The organism is Oerskovia sp. Root918 (assembly GCF_001428945.1).
Classification (GTDB): domain Bacteria; phylum Actinomycetota; class Actinomycetes; order Actinomycetales; family Cellulomonadaceae; genus Oerskovia; species Oerskovia enterophila.
This window is the reverse complement of record NZ_LMJG01000013.1, coordinates 475,841-494,880: the sequence shown is the minus strand read 5'-3', so window position 1 is coordinate 494,880 and position 19,040 is coordinate 475,841. Positions and strand designations below refer to the sequence as shown.

14 protein-coding genes are annotated in these 19,040 nt (G+C 72.1%); 9 read left to right on the top strand and 5 right to left on the bottom strand.

The window, feature by feature from the left end:
* Positions 1 to 2: 2 nt before the first annotated feature.
* Positions 3 to 338, bottom strand: coding sequence for a carboxymuconolactone decarboxylase family protein (locus ASE27_RS13455; protein WP_056651141.1), 336 nt, complete (start codon positions 336 to 338; stop codon positions 3 to 5).
* A gap of 399 nt (positions 339 to 737) precedes the next feature.
* On the opposite strand from ASE27_RS13455, the gene ASE27_RS13450 reads away from it, so the two are divergent.
* Entirely contained in the window at positions 738 to 3,128 is a 2,391-nt protein-coding gene (locus tag ASE27_RS13450) for an excinuclease ABC subunit UvrA (protein WP_056651138.1), read from the top strand.
* Positions 3,129 to 3,203: 75 nt separating this feature from the next.
* Here the strand turns inward: ASE27_RS13450 and ASE27_RS13445 are convergent, their stop codons facing one another.
* The gene (locus ASE27_RS13445; protein ID WP_056651135.1) at positions 3,204 to 5,570 is read right to left on the bottom strand and encodes an arylsulfatase; all 2,367 of its coding nucleotides are present in this window, start codon (positions 5,568 to 5,570) and stop codon (positions 3,204 to 3,206) included.
* A gap of 207 nt (positions 5,571 to 5,777) precedes the next feature.
* Between ASE27_RS13445 and ASE27_RS13440 the strand changes: the two genes are divergently transcribed.
* Positions 5,778 to 8,027, top strand: coding sequence for a LuxR C-terminal-related transcriptional regulator (locus ASE27_RS13440; protein ID WP_056651479.1), 2,250 nt, complete (start codon positions 5,778 to 5,780; stop codon positions 8,025 to 8,027).
* 3 nt (positions 8,028 to 8,030) lie between these two features.
* On the opposite strand, the gene ASE27_RS13435 is transcribed toward ASE27_RS13440, so the two are convergent.
* A complete protein-coding gene (locus ASE27_RS13435) occupies positions 8,031 to 8,351 on the bottom strand; it encodes a carboxymuconolactone decarboxylase family protein (RefSeq protein ID WP_056651132.1) in 321 nt (106 codons plus the stop codon).
* 240 nt (positions 8,352 to 8,591) lie between these two features.
* On the opposite strand from ASE27_RS13435, the gene ASE27_RS13430 reads away from it, so the two are divergent.
* Genes ASE27_RS13430 through ASE27_RS13410 form a run of 5 tightly spaced genes read left to right on the top strand, consistent with a single transcriptional unit; the run spans position 8,592 to position 11,396 of the window.
* The gene (locus ASE27_RS13430; RefSeq protein ID WP_056651130.1) at positions 8,592 to 9,041 is read left to right on the top strand and encodes a DUF6325 family protein; all 450 of its coding nucleotides are present in this window, start codon (positions 8,592 to 8,594) and stop codon (positions 9,039 to 9,041) included.
* Between the two features lie 28 nt (positions 9,042 to 9,069).
* Positions 9,070 to 9,372, top strand: a complete 303-nt coding sequence (locus ASE27_RS13425) for an SHOCT domain-containing protein (protein WP_056651127.1) — start codon at positions 9,070 to 9,072, stop codon at positions 9,370 to 9,372.
* A 27-nt stretch (positions 9,373 to 9,399) separates the two neighbouring features.
* Entirely contained in the window at positions 9,400 to 9,783 is a 384-nt protein-coding gene (locus ASE27_RS13420; RefSeq protein WP_056651125.1) for an SHOCT domain-containing protein, read from the top strand.
* 25 nt (positions 9,784 to 9,808) lie between these two features.
* Complete coding sequence (locus ASE27_RS13415; protein ID WP_056651121.1) at positions 9,809 to 10,567, top strand: hypothetical protein; 759 nt, start codon at positions 9,809 to 9,811, stop codon at positions 10,565 to 10,567.
* Positions 10,568 to 10,571: 4 nt separating this feature from the next.
* A complete protein-coding gene (locus ASE27_RS13410) occupies positions 10,572 to 11,396 on the top strand; it encodes a DUF4239 domain-containing protein (protein WP_056651118.1) in 825 nt (274 codons plus the stop codon).
* 96 nt (positions 11,397 to 11,492) lie between these two features.
* Here the strand turns inward: ASE27_RS13410 and ASE27_RS13405 are convergent, their stop codons facing one another.
* Both ASE27_RS13405 and ASE27_RS13400 read right to left on the bottom strand, forming a co-directional pair.
* Positions 11,493 to 14,729 carry a bifunctional [glutamine synthetase] adenylyltransferase/[glutamine synthetase]-adenylyl-L-tyrosine phosphorylase gene (locus ASE27_RS13405; protein WP_056651476.1) on the bottom strand — a complete coding sequence of 1,079 codons (3,237 nt, stop codon included), beginning with the start codon at positions 14,727 to 14,729 and terminating at the stop codon, positions 11,493 to 11,495.
* A 40-nt stretch (positions 14,730 to 14,769) separates the two neighbouring features.
* Positions 14,770 to 16,107: a glutamine synthetase family protein gene (locus ASE27_RS13400; RefSeq protein ID WP_056651115.1), complete on the bottom strand. Its 1,338-nt coding sequence runs from the start codon at positions 16,105 to 16,107 to the stop codon at positions 14,770 to 14,772.
* Between the two features lie 138 nt (positions 16,108 to 16,245).
* Here ASE27_RS13400 and ASE27_RS13395 point away from each other — a divergent pair, with 138 nt between their 5' ends.
* Both ASE27_RS13395 and panB read left to right on the top strand, forming a co-directional pair.
* Positions 16,246 to 17,979 (top strand): NAD+ synthase, encoded by a 1,734-nt coding sequence (locus ASE27_RS13395; protein WP_056651111.1) that lies wholly within the window; start codon positions 16,246 to 16,248, stop codon positions 17,977 to 17,979.
* 95 nt (positions 17,980 to 18,074) lie between these two features.
* Positions 18,075 to 18,917, top strand: coding sequence for a 3-methyl-2-oxobutanoate hydroxymethyltransferase (panB, locus tag ASE27_RS13390; RefSeq protein WP_056651110.1), 843 nt, complete (start codon positions 18,075 to 18,077; stop codon positions 18,915 to 18,917).
* Positions 18,918 to 19,040: the final 123 nt, after the last annotated feature.

Below are 19,040 nucleotides of genomic sequence, written 5' to 3'. Positions count from 1 at the left end.
GCCTACGCCTCGTTCTGCTCCGCGATGTCGGCGACCGCGACAGCGATCTCGAACGCGAGCGACTCCGCGATGCCTGCAGACGCCGCGACCACGCGAGGAGTGCCGACGATGGGCGCGACCGCCGCGAGGACGCCTGCGACCATGTCCGCGTCGATCCCGGCCTCCATCCCGGCCTCCAGGTTCATCAGGTACGACACCGGGGGCGCGTCGACCGCCACGAGCGCCGCGAGCCGCACCAGCATCACCGTCTGGATGTCGAGGCTCGACGCCTCGACCGAGTCCGCCGTCATCTCCACCAGCAGGTCGAGCACGGGGGTGCCCTCGGTCTGTTCGCTCATGATGGATCCTCTCCGTCCCGGACCGGTCAGGGTCCGGCGTGCCAGGTCTGCTCGGGTCGTGCGTGACGTCGGCCCGTCCTGAGGTCACCCCTCGGCACGGCGAGGTCGACGTCGGCTCTCGCGCAGGGCGCGGTTGCGCGCCTCTCCCATTGAGCGCCCCGGGCGCGCGGCCGCGCGTCATGCAGTTCGTGTGAACCTGCGCCTTGTCGCGCCCTTGAGCCGACCTGTCGGTCGAGCAGGAATCGAGAAGCCCGGCGTCGGTGGACCCCGCTAGCGTGTCCCGCAGGCCCCTGCCGCACACCTCGCCCTGCGTGCGCAGCGGGGCCGAGCGTCCGACGATGGACGGAAGCGTCCGGCGACCACGGCGGGGACCGCACCCCGCCCACCAGGAGGAGACAGATGAGCACCGCCACGAGCACGGGCACTGCCGTGCCCGCACCCCACGTCGCCGACACCCACGACATGATCCGCGTGCAGGGCGCCCGGGAGAACAACCTCCAGGACATCAGCGTCGAGATCCCCAAGCGCCGCCTCACGGTGTTCACCGGGGTCTCCGGCTCGGGCAAGAGCTCGCTCGTCTTCAGCACCATCGCTGCCGAGTCCCAGCGCATGATCAACGAGACGTACAGCGCGTTCCTCCAGGGCTTCATGCCCTCGCTCGCGCGCCCCGACGTCGACCTGCTGGACGGGCTGACGACCGCGATCATCGTCGACCAGGAACGCATGGGGGCCAACCCGCGCTCCACGGTGGGCACCGTGACCGACGCGAACGCGATGCTGCGCATCCTCTTCAGCCGCCTCGGGCAGCCGCACATCGGCTCACCGCAGGCGTACTCGTTCAACGTCCCCTCGGTCTCGGGCAGCGGCGCGATCACGATCGAGCGCGGCGGCAAGACGCAGGCGGAGAAGGCCTCGTTCCACCAGCTCGGCGGCATGTGCCCGCGCTGCGAGGGCAAGGGCAGCGTGACCGACTTCGACCTCACGGCGCTGTACGACGACAGCAAGTCGCTCGACGAGGGCGCGCTGACGATCCCGGGCTACTCGATGGACGGCTGGTACGGGCGCATCTACCGGGGCAGCGGCTTCTTCGACGCGGCCAAGCCGATCAGCAGGTTCACCCAGCGCGAGCTGCACGACCTCCTCTACAAGGAGCCGACCAAGATCAAGGTCGAGGGCATCAACCTGACGCACGAGGGCCTGATCCCCAAGATCCAGAAGTCCTTCCTGTCCAAGGACGTCGACGCGATGCAGCCGCACATCCGGGCGTTCGTCGAGAAGGCCGTGACGTTCCAGACGTGCCCGGAGTGCGACGGCACGCGCCTGAGCCCCGAGGCACGCTCGTCGAAGATCGGCGACAAGAGCATCGCGGACGTGTGCACGATGCAGATCAGCGACCTCGCCGAGTGGGTCCGCGGTCTCGACGAGCCCTCGATGGCACCGCTCCTCAAGGGCCTCCAGCACCTGCTCGACTCGTTCGCGGAGATCGGCCTGGGCTACCTCTCGCTCGACCGCCCCTCGGGCACGCTGTCAGGCGGCGAGGCGCAGCGCACCAAGATGATCCGCCACCTGGGCTCCTCGCTCACCGACGTCACCTATGTGTTCGACGAGCCGACCATCGGGCTGCACCCGCACGACATCCAGCGCATGAACACGCTGCTGCTCCAGCTGCGGGACAAGGGCAACACGGTCCTCGTCGTGGAGCACAAGCCCGAGGCGATCACGATCGCGGACCACGTCGTCGACATCGGCCCGGGAGCCGGGCGGCACGGGGGCACCATCTGCTTCGAGGGCACGGTCGAGGGGCTGCGCGCGAGCGACACCACGACCGGCCGCCACCTCGACGACCGCTCGACGGTCAAGGCGAACGTGCGCGCTCCCCGGGGCGCGCTCGAGATCCGTGGCGCGACCGAGCACAACCTGCAGGGGGTGGATGTCGACGTCCCGCTCGGGGTCCTGTGCGTCGTGACGGGGGTCGCCGGGTCGGGCAAGAGCTCCTTGATCCACGGCTCGGTCGCGGGCCGCGAGGGGGTCGTCGTGATCGACCAGAGCGCGATCCGCGGGTCGCGCCGGAGCAACCCGGCGACCTACACGGGCCTGCTCGACCCGATCCGCAAGGCGTTCGCCAAGGCCAACGGGGTCAAGCCCGCGCTGTTCAGCGCCAACTCCGAGGGCGCCTGCCCCGTGTGCAACGGTGCGGGCGTCATCTACACCGACCTCGGCGTCATGGCCACGGTCGAGACGCCGTGCGAGGAGTGCGGGGGCAAGCGGTTCCAGGCCTCGGTGCTCGAGTACACGCTGGGTGGGAAGAACATCGCCGAGGTGCTCGCGATGTCCGTCACCGAGGCCGAGGAGTTCTTCGCGGCGGGCGAGTCGCGCATCGCGGCCGCCCACTCGATCCTCACGCGCCTCGTCGACGTGGGCCTGGGCTACCTGAGCCTCGGCCAGCCCCTCACGACGCTGTCGGGAGGCGAGCGCCAGCGGATCAAGCTCGCGACGCAGATGGGTGCCAAGGGCGGCGTCTACGTGCTCGACGAGCCCACGACGGGCCTGCACCTGGCCGACGTCGAACAGCTGCTCGGCCTGCTCGACCGGCTCGTCGAGTCGGGCAAGTCGGTCGTCGTGATCGAGCACCACCAGGCGGTCATGGCGCACGCCGACTGGATCATCGACCTCGGCCCGGGCGCCGGGCACGACGGCGGCCAGGTCGTCTTCGAGGGCACGCCGGCCGACCTGGTGGCCGACCGCTCGACGCTCACGGGCCAGCACCTCGCGGCGTACGTCGCCCCCTGACGGGGAGCACTGCCCGGTCCCCGCGCGCACCGCGCCCCCGGGCGACGCGGCCTCACCACTCCCCCGGTGCTCCCCTCACTGCCTTGCCATGGCGATGCGCAGGCGCTCGTCGGGGTCGATGAAGTGGTCGTGGTCGTCGGTCCCCACGTCGATCTGCACCCAGTGGATCCTGCCCGAGAACCGGCTCGACCGCGGCGAGTAGTCCGGGCTGACCGGTGTCCCCGACTCGTACCCGACGTCCGTCGTCTCGTCGGCGGAGAAGACCATGGCCTGGGTCGCGCCGACCCGGCCGGTGCCCACGGGGGTGCCGTCGTGGAAGAGCGTCACGTCGCCTCCCTTGGCGAGCCCTCCGCCGTCGTACGCGAACTCCATGCGGACCTGGTGCGTGCCCTCCGGGACCGTGGCCTGTGCCTCGGTCGCGAACTCCTGGATGCCCAGGACGTTGTAGACGAACTTCAGCCTGCCCTCCTTGGCGTACAGGCTCCAGCCGCCGAACCTCCCACCCTGCGCGATGATCACACCGTCCGCACCGGAGGCCGGGACCTCGATCTCCGCGGTCACGGAGAACGACTTGTTCTTGATGTTCACGACACTGTTCTCCGAGAGCCGCCCCATCCCGGCGAACAGCAGCTGGCTGTTCCCGTGGACGAGGGTCGGGCGCCCGGCGGTCTCGGGGTTCAACCGGTCCGCGGTCCGGTCGTCGAGCGGGAGCACGTCGTACTTGACCGCCTCGATGAGCCACAGGCGCTGGAGGGAGTGCAGCCGTTCGGGCTGCTCGGCGGACAGGTCGTGCGCCTGGCTGTAGTCGGTGCTGCCGTCGTAGAGCTCCCAGACGTCGTCGTCGAACGCGATGGCCGACCCGCCGACCATGTCCCACGGCGTGCGGTGCTTGGTGACCGCGCTCCACCCCTTGTGGTAGATCCCCCGGTTGCCGAACATCTCGAAGTACTGGAGGTCGTGGCGCTCGGGCGCGTCTGCGTCGTCGAACGCGTAGAGCATGCTCGTACCCTCCATGGGTGACTGGAGCACGCCGTTGACCTGGGTGGGCTCGGGCAGGCCCGCGGCCTCGAGGATCGTGGGGGCCACGTCGATGCAGTGCGTGAACTGCGAGCGCAGCCCGCCGGAGTCCGTGATGCGCCGGGGCCAGTGCACGACGGTCCCGTTGCGCGTCCCTCCCCAGTGCGAGGCGACCTGCTTGGTCCACTGGAAGGGGGTGTCCATGGCCCAGGCCCAACCCACGGCGTAGTGGTTGTACGACGACGGCGAGCCGAGCTCGGCCAGCTTGGACGCCATGAACTCGGGTGTCTCGAGCGCCGCCATGCCGTTGAAGTTGGCCATCTCGTTGAACGCGCCGTTGATCGTGCCCTCGGCCGAGGCGCCGTTGTCCCCGATCACGTAGTAGATGAGGGTGTCGTCGAGCACCCCCAGGTCCTCGATCGCGTCGACGACCCGGCCCACGTGGTGGTCGGCGTGCTCGAGGAAACCCGCGTAGACCTCCATCTCCCGCTCGAGCACGGGCCTGAGGTCGTCCGGCATGTCGTCCCACGCCGGGATCTCGGCGTGGCGCGGCGTGAGCTCGGCCTCGGGCGGGATCACACCGAGCTCCTTCTGACGCGCGAACGTGCGCTCCCGCTGGACGTCCCAGCCGTCCGCGAACCGGCCCGCGTACCGGTCGGCCCACTCCTGCGGGACGTGGTGCGGGGCGTGCGTCGCGCCCGGGGCGAAGTAGGCGAAGAAGGGCTTGTCCGGCATGAGCGCCTTCTGCGTCCGGATCCAGCTGATCGCCCGGTCGGCGAGGTCCTCGGTCAGGTGGTACCCCTCCTCGGCGGTCCTCGGGGGTTCGACGGGCGTCGTGCCCTCGTAGAGCGCCGGCTCCCACTGGTTGTTCTCGCCGCCGATGAAGCCGTAGAACGTCTCGAACCCTCCGCCGACGGACGGCCAGGCATCGAACGGCCCCATGGGCGAGGACTGCCAGACCGGGACCTCGTGGCACTTGCCGAACTGCGCCGTCGAGTAGCCGTTGAGCTTGAGCGTCATCGCGAGCGGCGCCTTGGTGTTGGGCTTGAGCGAGCTGTTCCCGGGCGCGGACGTCGCGGTCTCGGTGATGCTCCCCATGCCGACCGAGTGGTGGTTTCTCCCGCTGAGCATCGCGGCCCGGGTGGGGGCGCACAGCGCCGTGGTGTGGAAGCGGTTGAACGTCAGCCCGCCGGCCGCCAGCCGCTCCGCGGTCGGAGTGTGGCACGGCCCCCCGAACGCGCTCGACGCACCGAAGCCCACGTCGTCGAGCAGGACGATCAGCACGTTCGGTGCGCCCTCGGGCGGGCGCAGCGGCTCGATCGGCGGGTAGGACGTGTCGGGGTCCTTGGCGTCGTACGTCGTCAGCCCGGGCCGAGGGCGGTCCGGGATGGGCAGCATGGTGCGGGCGTGCTGGTCGGGACGCATGAGAGCTCCGCTCGGTCGGGCACGAGGACATGGATACCTTTCACGGTAGGGACGGGTGCTCGCGCGCGCATCACCCAGTCCACGTGATCACCGGCGCCACGGGTGCTGCCCGCCCACCCCCCACGGGTCGGTTCCGTCGGAGATCCAGTCCGGAGGACACGCAGCAGACGTCCGGCGCTGCGACGACCCGCGCCCTATGGTGTGAAGGTGAGCGACGAGCAGGGGACGGCGCGTGCGGACGAGGAGCTCGACGGGCTGCTCCTCGAGGCCAAGTTCAGCGTGCCCCGGCGGCACGCGCCGGTCGTGAGCCGGGCCGACCTGATCGACGCGACCCGCGCGAGCGGACGGCGCGTGGTCGGGGTCACGGCGCCCCCCGGCTACGGGAAGTCGACCCTGCTGGCCGAGTGGGCCGAGCGCGACCCTCGTCCCGTCGCGTGGGTCACGCTCGACCGGCTCGACGACGACCCCGCGAGACTGCTCGTCGTGCTCGCCTCGGCCTTCGCGCGCCTGGGTGCGGGGCGCCCCGACCTCGTGGCGGACATGGTCGGAGCCGACACCTCGCTCCTGGGCCGAGCCGCCCCGCGCCTGGCGTCGGCCCTGCGCTCGAGCCCCGAGCCGTTCGTCCTGGCGCTCGACGACCTGCACGAGGTGCGGTCGGCGGCCTGCCACGACGTGCTGGGCATCGTGCTCGCGGGGATACCCGAGGGGTCCCAGCTGGTCGCGGCGAGCCGAGACGAGCAACCCCACCTCGCGCGCCTGCGCGCGGCTGGCGAGTCGGTCGAGATCGACGCGCAGGACCTGGCCCTCGACGTCTCCGGCACCGAGCAGGTCTTCGCCGCCTCGCAGGTCCGGGTCACGCACGAGATCGCGACCGCCGTGACCGAGCGGACCGAGGGCTGGCCCGTCGGCGTGTACCTCGCCTCGCTCGTGGCCGCCGGAGACGGCTCCGGCCCCGAGACCGTGACCGGCACGGACCGCTACGTCGCGGACTACCTCCAGCGCGAGTCGTTCCGCCGGCTGTCCGCCGAGACCCAGCTGTTCCTGCGACGGACCGCGGTGCTCGACGAGCTCAGCGCACCGCTGTGCGACGCACTGCTCGGCGTCCGCTCCTCGACCCGGATCCTGCGCGCGATCGAGGCCTCGCACCTCTTCCTCGTCCCGGTCGACCGGCACAGGCAGTGGTTCCGCTACCACGCGCTGTTCCGCGAGTTCCTCCTCGACGAGCTCCTCGCGACCGAGCCCGAGCTCGCCGACGACCTGCGGACGCGGGCAGCCGACTGGTACGAGGAGAACGGCTCGCCCGAGCGCGCGATCGAGATGCTGCTCGCGACTCCCGAGATCGAGCGGACCTCCCGGCTCGTCGCACGCGTCGTGATGCCCCACGTCCAGGCCGGACGGGTCACGACGATCGACCGGTGGCTGGCCGCGCTCGGCGACGAGTCGATCACGAAGTACCCGCCGCTCGCGGTGCTCGCGGGCCTCGTCGCCGTGCACGAGGGGCACGCCGCGACGGCCGAGCGGTGGGGGTCCGTGGCAGACACCTCCTCGGCCGACGACGAGCCGGTCGACGGCACCGCCTCGTTCGAGTCGGCCCGCGCCATGTTCCGGGCGCTGCGCTGCCCGGACGGCCCCGAGCAGATGCTCGACGACGTCGGGACCGCCCTCGACTCCGAACCGGCGTGGAGCACGTGGCGGGACACGGTGTTCGTGCTGCGCGGCGACGCCCTGCGCCTGGTCGGTGACGACGACGCGGCGACCGAGTACCTGGAGCGCGCCACCGAGGCGGCCGGAGAGCTCGATCATGCGAGCACGCTCGTGCTCGCCGAGGCGCAGCTCGCGCAGCTCGACATGGATCACGACCGGTGGGCGCGCGCAGGCGACCGGGTCCGCAGGCTCCTCGACGCGATCGACGCACGCCGCATGCACGACTACCCGACGAGCGCCCTCGGGTTCGCGCTGGCCGCACGGTACCGCCACCATGCCGGCGACCTCGCGGGCACGCGCGCGCTGCTCACCCGGGCGATGCGTGCTCGCACGTTCAGCACGTACGCGTTCCCGACGCTCGCGGTCCGCACCCGCCTCCAGCTCGCCCGGACGAGCTGGGCGACGTCGGACGCCTCGACCGTCAACCACCTCCTGCGGGAGATCGACGACGTGCTGCTGCGTCGCCCAGCGCTCGGCGTGCTCGCCGAGGAGGCGGTCGAGCTGCGCACGGCGTTCGACGCCGCCTCGCGCACGGCGGCCCTGCCGACGTCGAGCACTCCCCTCACCCCTGCCGAGCTGCGCCTCCTGCCGTACCTGCAGACCCACCTGACGATCCGCGAGATCGGAGAGCGGCTCTTCGTGTCCCGGAACACGGCCAGCTCGGAGATCGGGTCGATCTATCGCAAGCTCGGGGTCTCGAGCCGGAGCGACGCCGTGCGCACGGCGATCGGTATGGGACTGCTGGGCGCCTGACCGCTACCCGGGTTCTCTCACGTCGAACGGGTCGAACCCGAGCGCGAGGGCGAGCTTGGGGGCTGCCGCCACGACGCTCGGCAGCCCGACGATCGGGATGGTCGCCGACAGGACGTCGACGATCTCGGCGGTGGTCGCCCCTGCGTTCACGGCGTCGTCGACCTCGCTGCCGTAGGTCGGCTCGGCTCCGCCGACCGCGACGAGTGCCGCCAGGCGGACGAGGGCGAGGGTCTTGGGGTCGAGCATCACCTCCTCGGCCTCCAGGTCTTCCTCGAGCCGTGCGTCGTTGGCGGCGAAGCGCCGTAGTCGGTCGGTGTAGTCCACGTCGTGCCCTTCGATCCTGTCGCCGGGTCATGTCCCCCCATTGCCGCACGCCGGCAGACCGCCGCGCATCACCACGATCACATGATTCGCCGGGACGTCGGGTGTGCGGTCCCTGACCCGAACTTCATGCGGTCTGCATGACGACGACCACGCTCCTGCGGAGCAGTCTGGTCCCAGGCAGGGCGGTGTGCGCGCCCCGTGCAACCGGGCCCAGCCCCCGAAGGAAAGGACGACCGACCCATGACACAGGAGCCGACCGACCTGCAGGAGTCGGGACCCATCGACTACCTGATCGTCGAGTTCCCGTCGGAGGCCATGACCGGCGAGGCGTTCCCCCTGCTCGTCGACCTGGTCGACCGAGGGATCGTCAGGGTGCTCGACCTGCTCGTGCTCCGCAAGGAGGACGACGGGACCGTGACCGGCCTCGAGCTCGACGAGCTCGCCGACGGCACGACCGGGCTCGAGATCTTCGCAGGGGCCGTGTCCGGTCTCCTGGGCCACGAGGACCTGGCCGAGGCGGCGGAGGCCGTCGAACCGGGCAGGACGGCGGCCGTGCTCGTCTACGAGAACGTCTGGGCCGCCCCTTTCGCGACCGCACTACGGCGAGGCGGCGCCCAGCTCGTGGCCGGGGGGCGCATCCCTGTGCAGGCCGTGCTCGCCGCGCTCGAGGCCGACGAATCCACCGACTGATCCCGGACCGACCTAGGAGGCCCACACCATGCCCGGACTCATCCGAGGAGTCGCACGCACCGCCGTCGTGGCTGGGACGGCGACGGCCGTCTCCAACCGCGTCTCGCGACGACAGGCGGGGCGCTGGGCGTCCCAGGAAGCCCCGCCACCGCAGCAGCCGGCACCCCAGCCGACCTACGCCCCCGCGCCACCGCCACCGGCACCCGCACCGGCGCCGGTCGACATGGACGCCCGGATCGCGCAGCTCACCCAGCTCGCCGCTCTGCGCGACCAGGGCATCCTGAGCCCCGCAGAGTTCGAGGCCCAGAAGTCTCAGATCCTTGCCGGTTGACCGGCACCCGTACGAGGAGGACGTCGCATGGACAGCTTCATGGACTGGTTCTGGTTGATGATCTGGTGGTTCTTCTTCTTCATGTACCTCATGATCCTGTTCAGGATCCTGGCCGACCTCTTCCGGGACCACGAGCTCAGCGGCTGGTGGAAGGCGCTGTGGATCGTCGCGCTGGTCCTCGTCCCGTTCCTCACGGCGCTGATCTACGTCATCGCCAGAGGGCGCGGCATGGCCGAACGGCAGATGCAGGACGTCTCGCAGGCCAAGGCCCAGACCGACGCGTACATCCGGGGGGTCGCGAAGTCCGAGTCCTCCGCGGCGACCCAGATCAGCGACGCCAAGGCCCTGCTCGACGCCGGCGTGATCGACGAGAACGAGTTCGCCACGCTCAAGGCCAAGGCACTCGCCTAGTCGGACGAGCGCGCACAGGACCGACGTGACCGACCACGGGAGCCCCAGCCCCCGTGGTCGGTCCACGCCTGGGGCCACCAACCCGTCGACCGGTCCGGGCAGCCCGGCCGCACCGGGCGGCCCCGTCGCTGCGGTCCACCGGCACCTCGAGCTCGTCGCGGCCGTCCTGCTCGCGATCGCGACCGTCATGACGGCCTGGTCCGCGTTCCAGAGCGCGCAGTGGGGTGGGGAGATGGCGACGTCGTACAGCGCGGCCGGTGCCGCACGCACCGAGAGCAACCGCGCCTCGACGCTCGCGGGGCAGCAGACCATCATCGACGTCCAGCTCTTCACCGACTGGCTGAGCGCGCTCGACGAGGAGCAAGGACGCGTGGGCCCGGCTCCCGGCTACGTCCCCGACCCCGCGACCTACTCGGGGTTCCTCTACGCACGGTTCCGCGAGGAGTTCGAGCCCGCGGTCCAGGCGTGGGTCGCGCTGGACCCGTCGACCAACGCCGACGCACCGCCCAGCCCGTTCGCGATGGACGAGTACGTGCTCTCCGCGACCCAGGAGTCGCAGCGGCTCGAGAAGAAGGCCGACGCTGCCGCCGCGCGGGCGCACCACGCCAACGGGGTCAAGGACAACTACGTGCTCGCCACGGTGCTGTGCGCGTCGGTGCTGTTCTTCGGCGGCATCGGGGCGAAGCTCTCGTCGCCCCGGCTGCGGCTCGCGATGGTCGGGATCGGCGGTGTCGCGCTCCTCGCGACGCTGGGCGTCCTGATCTCCTACCCGGTGCAGGTGTGAAGCCGTGAACATCCTGATCGCAGCGCTCGTCACGTTCGGCGCCACGGCCGTGACGGTCACGGCCATGCTGCTCGTGCGCGCGCGGGCACCCGAGGGCAGCCGCTTCCGCGACGGGGACCGCGCCTCGGGCGTGTTCGGGGTCCTCGCCACGGGCTTCTCGGTGCTCCTGGGCTTCATCATCTTCCTGGCCTTCGAGTCCTACGACGAGGCGCGCAGCGGCGCCGAGGAGGAGGCGCAGGTCGTCGCGCAGCAGATCCAGACGGCGCAGTTCCTTCCCGCTGACGCCGGGGCCGAGCTGTCGGGCCAGCTCGTCTGCTACGCGCGCTCGGTCGCGACGACCGAGTGGGAGGCCATGGCCGACGCGCGGCTCGGCGACGCCGTCAACCCCTGGGGCGTCGAGATGTTCCGCACCATCCGCGGGGTCGAGCCCGCCTCGGACACCGAGCAGTCGGCCTACGACCGGTGGATGGACCAGACCGCCGACCGGGAGCAGGCGCGCCAGGCCCGCGTGCACGGCGCCGAGGGACTGATCCCGCTCCCCCTGTGGCTCGTCCTGTTCGCCATCTCCGCGACGATCTTCGTGTTCATGCTCTTCTTCGCCGACTCGGCCGAGGGCGCCGTCACGCAGTCGGTGCTCATGGGCAGCGTCACGCTCGTCATCTCGCTCATGCTCTGCCTGCTCGTCTTCTTCGACCATCCGCACGGGCACCAGGTCGGCAAGCTGCAACCCGTCGCGATGGAGCGCACGCTCGTCCTCGTCGAGACCCAGCTCGACGCGGTCGGCATCTCCGTGACCCCGCCGTGCGACGAGGACGGCCGCGCGCAGTAGGCGCGAGGGTGGCCGGGTGTGGGAGCGTGCGACGAGCCCGCGCCGACGCCACGGACCACGTCGACCGGGCCACCGGCTCGACGAGGAACGGGACGCTCAGTCCTCGCCGTAGAACACGCGCTCCATGACGGCACGCGCCCGCCGGGCCGTGCGCAGGTAGCGATCCTCGAGCTCGGCCCCCGACTCCTCACCGATCACGCGCGCCAGGCCCGCGAGCGCCCGGACCTCGTGCGGCAGGACGTCGGCCGAGGGGCCCCCGGTGCGACCGGACCAGAGCACGAGCGCGCTGCGCAACCGCGACGCGAGGTGCCACGACTCCCCCAGGGTCGCGGCGTCGTCGGGCGTGACGATGCCCGCGTCCGCGGCCGCCTCGAGGGCGTCGACCGTCGACGTCGTCCGCAGACCCGGGACCTCGTGCGCGTGCTGGAGCTGGAGAAGCTGGACGGTCCACTCGACGTCGGAGACCCCGCCGCGGCCCAGCTTGAGGTGGCGCGAGGGATCGACGCCGCGGGGCAGCCGCTCGGCCTCGACGCGCGCCTTGATGCGCCGGACCTCGCGCTCGGTCGCGGGCTCGATCCCGCCCGCCGGGTAGCGCACGGGGTCGACCAGCTCGACGAAGCGCTCGCCGAGCCCCGGGTCTCCTGCGACGGGCCGCGCGCGCAGCAGGGCCTGGCTCTCCCACGCGGCCGACCAGCGGTCGTAGTACTCGGCGTAGGACTCGAACGAGCGCACGAGCGGGCCGTTGCGGCCCTCGGGGCGCAGGTCAGCGTCCACGGGCAGCCCCGGCTCGGGTCCCATGTCCCCGAGCAGCGAGCGCAGACGGGTCGCGACGAGGAGCGCGAACGCCTGGGCGTCGCGGTCGGCGGCCCCCTCGACGGGCTCGTACACGAAGAGCACGTCGGCGTCCGAGCCGTAGCCCATCTCCCGGCCACCCAGGCGTCCCATCGCGACGACCTGCAGGCGGGCGGGATCGTCGGCGGGGCCCGCGATCCCGAGCTCCTGGCGCGCCACGAACTGCGCGACCCGCAGTCCGCCCACGAGCAGCAGGTCGGCGGCGTCGGAGATCGCGCGCGCCGCGTCGACCGCGTCCACGACGCCCAGGATCTCCGCGGCCCCCGTGCGTGCGAGCTCGCGACGGCGCACCGCCCGCAGGGCCTTGGCCGCAGGACCGGCCACGTCGGCACGGGTCAGGATCGCGTCGGCCTCGACCGCCAGCCGGGCCGCTCCGCGCGGGGCCAGCTCGGCGTCGTCCGCGAGCCAGGCGACGGACTCGGGCGAGCGCGAGAGGGCGTCGGCCATGTAGCGCGAGCTCGACAGGAGCGTCGCGAGACGGTGCGCGGCCGACCCCGAGTCGCGCAGCAGCTTGAGGTACCAGTGGGTCGAGCCGAGCTCCTCGGACAGCGTGCGGAAGTTCAGGAGCCCCGCGTCGGGGTCCGCGCCCTCGGCGAACCAGCCGAGCATCACGGGCAGGAGCTGACGCTGGATCGCCGCGCGGCGGCTCACGCCCTCGGTCAGCGCGACGACGTGGCGCATGGCACCCGCGGGGTCGCGGTAGCCGATCGCCTGGAAGCGCGCCTTGGCCGCCTCCGGTGCGAGGCTCGCCTCCTCGGTCGAGAGCTGCGCGGTCGCCGGGAGCAGCGGCCGGTAGAACAGCTCCTCGTGCAGCGCGCGCACCTCGCGGCGCGTCGCGCGCCACCGTTCCATGAGCCCTTCGGCGCCCTCGGAGCGCATGCCCACCGACCGGGCCAGACGGCGCAGGTCGTCCTCCCCGGTCGGGATGAGGTGGGTGCGGCGCAGGCGGAAGAGCTGGATGCGGTGCTCGAGCGAGCGCAGGAACCGGTAGCAGGCGGCCAGGCGGGCGGCGTGCTCGCGGCCGACGTAGCCACCCGCCGCCAGCGCGGCGAGCGCCGTGAGGGTGCTGGGGCTGCGGATCGAGTCGTCGGCCCGGCCGTGCACGAGCTGCAGGAGCTGGACCGTGAACTCGACGTCGCGCAGTCCCCCCTTGCCGAGCTTGAGCTGGCGGTCCGCCTCGGCGGCCGGCACGTGGTCCTCGACCCGGCGGCGCATGGCCTGGGAGTCCTCGACGAAGTTCTCCCGAGCCACGGCCGTCCACACGAACGGGTTGATCGCGTCGTGGTAGGCCGCCGCGAGCTCGGCGTCCCCCGCGACCAGGCGCGCCTTGAGCAGCGCCTGGAACTCCCAGGTCTTGGCCCAGCGCTCGTAGTACGCGAGGTGGCTCGCGAGGCTCCGCACGAGCGGCCCGTTCTTGCCCTCGGGGCGCAGTGCGGCGTCGACGGGCCACAAGGGCGGTTCCGAGGACGTGCCCGAGCAGACCCGGGCGAGCCCCGTCGCGAGGCGTGCCCCGACGCTCGTGGCGTAGGCCTCGTCGTACCCGTCGGCGGGCTCGGCGACGTAGATCACGTCGACGTCGGACACGTAGTTGAGCTCGCGCCCCCCGCACTTGCCCATGCCCATCACAGCGAGCCGGACGCCCGCGCCGTGGTCGTCGAGCTCGGAGCGGGCGACCGCGAGCGCGGCCTCGAGCGCGGCCGCAGCCAGGTCCGCGAGCGCCGCGGCCACGGCGGGCATCGCGGTCAGGGGGTCGGGCGCGGTGAGGTCGGTCGCCGCGATCCGCAGGATGCGCGCACGGTAGGCCCGGCGCATCGCGTCGGTGGCCGCGCCGACGGGGACGGCCGCGACCGGCTGCCCCGCGTCGGGGTCTGCATCCACGGCGCGCAGCAGCTCGGCGCGCACGGCCTCCGCCGGCACCCCGGTCCCCGGCGTCGGGTCGGCGACGACGTGCAGCAGCTCGGGGTGGGAGACCAGGTCGTCGCCGAGCGCGACCGAGGCGCCGAGCACCGCCAGGAGGCGGTCGCGCCCGGTCGGGACGGGGCCGTGCGACGCCGACGCATCCTCAGTGGCGTCATCCGAGCCTGGGCGCGAGGCGGTCGCCGGGGCGCCCGCGCCCGCAGCCTTGCCGGCAGTGTCGGTCGGCAGCTCGCCGGTGTCCGCGGCGGCCTCGCCCGCCGCCGCGCCCGAGAGCACGTCCCTGAGCAGCGTGCACGACGCCTCGTCCCCGGCCACCGCGGACGACAGCCGGGCGAGCTGGAGCAGCGCAAGGTCAGGGTCCGCGGTCGCGCCGACCGCGGCGAGCAGCTCCTCGGACAGGGGCCCGAGGACCCCCACGAGGTCCTTGTCGTCGAGCAGCGACAACGAGCGGGTGACGTCGGCGAACCCGAGCCTGCGCAGGCGCGAGGTCGGGGTGGTGCGCCGGGAACCCGCAGGCGCGCCGAAGCTGCTGAGGTGAGCGCCGCCGTCGGGCCCCGGGGTCATCGCGACCACCAAGGCCCGACGGGCCCGCGGGAGGACGGGCTCACAGGACCTGCAGGAACCGCTTCAGCTCGAACGGCGTGACCTGCGAGCGGTACGCGTCCCACTCCTGGCGCTTGTTGCGCAGCACGAAGTCGAACACGTGCTCGCCCAGGGTCTCGGCGACGAGCTCGGACGTCTCCATGATCTGGATCGCGGCGTCGAGCGACTGCGGCAGCGGCTTGATCCCGAGCGCACGGCGCTCGGAGTCCGTCAGCTCCCACACGTCGTCCTCGGTCTCCTCGGGGAGCTCGTAGCCCTCCTCGATGCCCTTGAGACCGGCCGCGAGGATGACCGCGTACGCGAGGTACGGGTTGGTCGCGGAGTCCAGCGCGCGGTACTCGATGCGGCTCGAGTTGCCCTTGCCCGGCTTGTACATGGGCACGCGCACGAGCGCCGAGCGGTTGTTGTGGCCCCAGCAGACGTAGCTCGGGGCCTCCGACCCGCCCCACAGGCGCTTGTAGGAGTTCACGTACTGGTTGGTGATCGCGGTGATCTCCGCGGCGTGGACCAGCAGGCCCGCGATGAACGAGCGCGCCGTCTTGGACAGCTCGAACTGCGCACCGGGCTCGTGGAACGCGTTGCGGTCGCCCTCGAACAGCGACAGGTGCGTGTGCATGCCCGAACCCGGCTGGTCGGCCATGGGCTTGGGCATGAACGACGCGAAGACCCCCTGCTCGAGCGCCACCTCCTTGACGACCGTGCGGAACGTCATGAGGTTGTCGGCCGTGGTCAGGGCGTCGGCGTAGCGCAGGTCGATCTCGTTCTGGCCGGGGCCGGCCTCGTGGTGGGAGAACTCCACCGAGATGCCCATCGACTCGAGCATCGTGATCGCCGCGCGACGGAAGTCGTGCGTCGATCCGCGGGCCAGGTGGTCGAAGTACCCGCCCTGGTCGACCGGGACGAGCGGCGACGAGGCGTCCGCCGGGTGGTTGAAGAGGTAGAACTCGACCTCGGGGTGCGTGTAGAACGTGAAGCCCTTGTCGCTCGCCTTTGCCAGCGCGCGCTTGAGCACGTTGCGCGAGTCCGCGAGCGAGGGCTCGCCGTCGGGCGTGAGGATGTCGCAGAACATCCTGGCCGTCCCGTGGCGGTCGCCGCGCCACGGCAGCACCTGGAACGTGGTCGGGTCGGGGCGCGCGATCATGTCCGCCTCGTACACGCGCGTGAGGCCCTCGATCGAGCTGCCGTCGAAGCCGATGCCCTCCGAGAAGGCCGACTCGAGCTCGGCGGGCGCGATCGCGACCGACTTGAGCATCCCCAGCACGTCGGTGAACCAGAGACGGATGAAGCGGATGTCGCGCTCCTCGACCGTGCGGAGCACGAACTCCTGCTGCCTGTCCATGGCTACATCCTGCCTGATGAGTGTGTCGAGCGGGTTACGACGCGTCCTGACGGCGCGACGTGTCGCCAGCGTGCCACGGCCGCGCGCCGAACGGTACCGATGGGCACCTGACCGGCGGGTTCGCATAGGCTGGCGAGCATGGCAGAACTGCGCATCGCCCTCGCACAGATCGACACGTGCGTCGGAGCGATCGACCAGAACACGGCGAAGATCCTCGAGTGGACCCGGCGCGCGGCGGGCGAGGGCGCCCACGTCGTCGCGTTCCCCGAGATGACGCTCACGGGCTACCCGATCGAGGACCTGGCGCTGCGCGCCTCGTTCCGTCGCGCCGCATGGGCCGCGGCGGCCGACGTCGCCGCGCAGCTCGAGCGCGAGGGCCTGGGTGACGTCACGGTCGTCCTGGGCACCGTGGGGACCGCCGGGACGCCGGACACGCCCGAGCGCGCGGCCTCGGGGGCACCGGCCGACCTGCCGACCAACCGCGCGGTCGTCATCCAGCACGGCGAGGTCCTCGCCGCCTACGACAAGCACCACCTGCCGAACTACGGCGTGTTCGACGAGTTCCGCATCTTCGCGCCCGGGACCGAGCCGCTCGTCGTCGAGATCGAGGGCCGCGCGGTCGGCATCGTCATCTGCGAGGACATCTGGCAGGACGGCGGGCCGATCACCACGCTGGGCGGTCTCGACGAGGCCGGCCACGGGATCGACCTGCTGCTCGTGCTCAACGGCTCTCCGTACGAGGAGGGCAAGGGGCACGTCCGCACGGACCTGGCCGCGCGCCGCGCCGCAGAGGTCGACGCCCCCGTCGCGTACGTCAACATGGTCGGCGGGCAGGACGACCTGGTGTTCGACGGCGGGTCGTTCGTCGTGGGCCCCGACGGCTCGGTGCTCACGTCCTCGCCGCAGTTCGTCGAGGACCTGCTGGTCTGGGACCTGCCCGCGCGGGCGTCCTCCACCGACCTGACGGGCACCGCGCCGGCGACCGTCTACCCCACGGGGCGCATCGCTCCCCCGCTGCACCCCGACGAGGAGGTCTACCGGGCCTGCGTCACGGGCCTGGCCGGGTACGTGCGCAAGAACGGCTTCCGGTCGATCGTCCTGGGGCTGTCGGGCGGGATCGACTCGGCGCTCACCGCGACCCTCGCGGCCGACGCGATCGGCGGCCAGAACGTCGTGGGCGTCTCGATGCCCTCGTCGTACTCGTCCGAGCACAGCAAGGACGACGCCGCCGACCTCGCCAAGCGCCTCGGCGCCGACTACCGCGTGCAGCCCATCGCGCCCATGGTCGAGGCGTTCCAGGGCGAGCTCGCGCTCGAGGGCGTCGCCGAGGAGAACCTCCAGGCACGCGTGCGCGGCGTGGTCCTCATGGCGATCTCGAACCGCGAGGGCCACCTCGTCATCGCGCCGGGCAACAAGTCCGAGCTCGCGGTGGGCTACGCGACCATCTACGACGCGGGCAGCATCGGCGGCTACGCGCCGCTCAAGGACGTCGACAAGTCGCGCGTGTGGGCCCTCGCGCGCTGGCGCAACGACGCCGCGCTCGACGCGGGCGAGATCCCCCCGATCCCCGAGTCCTCGATCACCAAGCCGCCGTCGGCCGAGCTGCGACCCGGCCAGACCGACCAGGACTCGCTGCCTCCCTACGACCTGCTCGACGAGGTCCTCGACGCGTACATCGAGCACGCCGAGGGGCGCGCCGAGCTGCTCGCCCGCGGGTTCGACCCCGAGGTCGTGGACAAGGTCGTGACACTCGTCGACCGCGCCGAGTGGAAGCGGCGCCAGTACCCGCTCGGCCCCAAGGTCACCTCGCTCGCGTTCGGCCGCGACCGCCGCCTGCCCGTCACGTCCCGCTGGCGCGAGCCGGCCGAGTAGTCCGGCTCACCGCCAGGGCCGCACGCCCCCACCTGCTTCCCGTACGACCGGCCCACCGACCACCGGCGGGCCGCACGACCTGGAGAGACGAGAGCATGTCCGCACACACCCAGCCCGGCCAGACCCCGGCCACGCCCGTCAAGCGCTTCCGCGTCCACCACCTCGCGGAGGCCAAGGCGCGGCACGAGAAGCTCACGATGCTCACCGCGTACGACGCGGTGACCGCCCGCATCTTCGACGAGGCGGGTATCGACATGCTCCTCGTCGGCGACTCGATCGGGAACACCATGCACGGGCACCGGACCACGCTGCCCGTCACGGTCGACGACATGATCCCCGCCGCGCGCGGCGTCGCACGGGCCGCGCAGCGTGCGCTCGTGATCGTGGACCTGCCGTTCGGCTCGTACGAGGCCGGGCCGGAGCAGGCCCTCGCGACGAGCGTGCGCATCATGAAGGAGACCGGCGCGCACGCGGTCAAGCTCGAGGGCGGGCGTCGCTCGGCCACGCAGATCCGGGCGTTGACCGACGCGGGCATCCCCGTCGTCGCGCACCTGGGCTTCACACCGCAGTCGGAGAACATCCTGGGCGGGCCGCGCGTGCAGGGCCGCGGGGACGACGCCGCCGAGCGCCTGTGCGAGGACGCCGTCGCCGTGACCGACGCGGGCGCGGTCGCCGTGGTCCTCGAGATGGTCCCGGTCGAGGTCGCGGCCCGCGTGACGGAGATCGTGCGCATCCCGACCATCGGGATCGGCGCGGGTCCCGAGTGCGACGGCCAGGTCCTCGTCTGGACGGACCTCGCCGGGATGACCGAGTGGTCGCCGCGCTTCGCCAAGCGGTTCGCGGAGATCGGTGCGGCCCTGGGCCGGGCCGCGCAGGACTACGCGGAAGAGGTCAAGGGCGGCACATTCCCGGACGCGGCGCACAGCTTCGAGAAGTAGCCCCTCCCCGCCCGACGGCGTCGCTCCCCCCGGGGTGCTCCGGTGCACCCGGGGTGCGTGGCGCCGTCGGGCGTCGCCGTGCCGGGCCCCTTGCCTCGGGGCGGGGAGGCTCGCCGGCCTGCG

Excerpts from the sequence above, each read along its gene's own strand:
- ASE27_RS13455 (WP_056651141.1), bottom strand. The coding sequence starts at position 338 with ATGAGCGAACAGACCGAGGGCACCCCCGTGCTCGACCTGCTGGTGGAG.
- ASE27_RS13450 (WP_056651138.1), top strand. The coding sequence starts at position 738 with ATGAGCACCGCCACGAGCACGGGCACTGCCGTGCCCGCACCCCACGTC.
- ASE27_RS13445 (WP_056651135.1), bottom strand. The coding sequence starts at position 5,570 with ATGCGTCCCGACCAGCACGCCCGCACCATGCTGCCCATCCCGGACCGC.
- ASE27_RS13430 (WP_056651130.1), top strand. The coding sequence starts at position 8,592 with ATGACACAGGAGCCGACCGACCTGCAGGAGTCGGGACCCATCGACTAC.
- ASE27_RS13425 (WP_056651127.1), top strand. The coding sequence starts at position 9,070 with ATGCCCGGACTCATCCGAGGAGTCGCACGCACCGCCGTCGTGGCTGGG.
- ASE27_RS13420 (WP_056651125.1), top strand. The coding sequence starts at position 9,400 with ATGGACAGCTTCATGGACTGGTTCTGGTTGATGATCTGGTGGTTCTTC.
- ASE27_RS13405 (WP_056651476.1), bottom strand. The coding sequence starts at position 14,729 with ATGACCCCGGGGCCCGACGGCGGCGCTCACCTCAGCAGCTTCGGCGCG.
- ASE27_RS13400 (WP_056651115.1), bottom strand. The coding sequence starts at position 16,107 with ATGGACAGGCAGCAGGAGTTCGTGCTCCGCACGGTCGAGGAGCGCGAC.
- ASE27_RS13395 (WP_056651111.1), top strand. The coding sequence starts at position 16,246 with ATGGCAGAACTGCGCATCGCCCTCGCACAGATCGACACGTGCGTCGGA.
- panB (WP_056651110.1), top strand. The coding sequence starts at position 18,075 with ATGTCCGCACACACCCAGCCCGGCCAGACCCCGGCCACGCCCGTCAAG.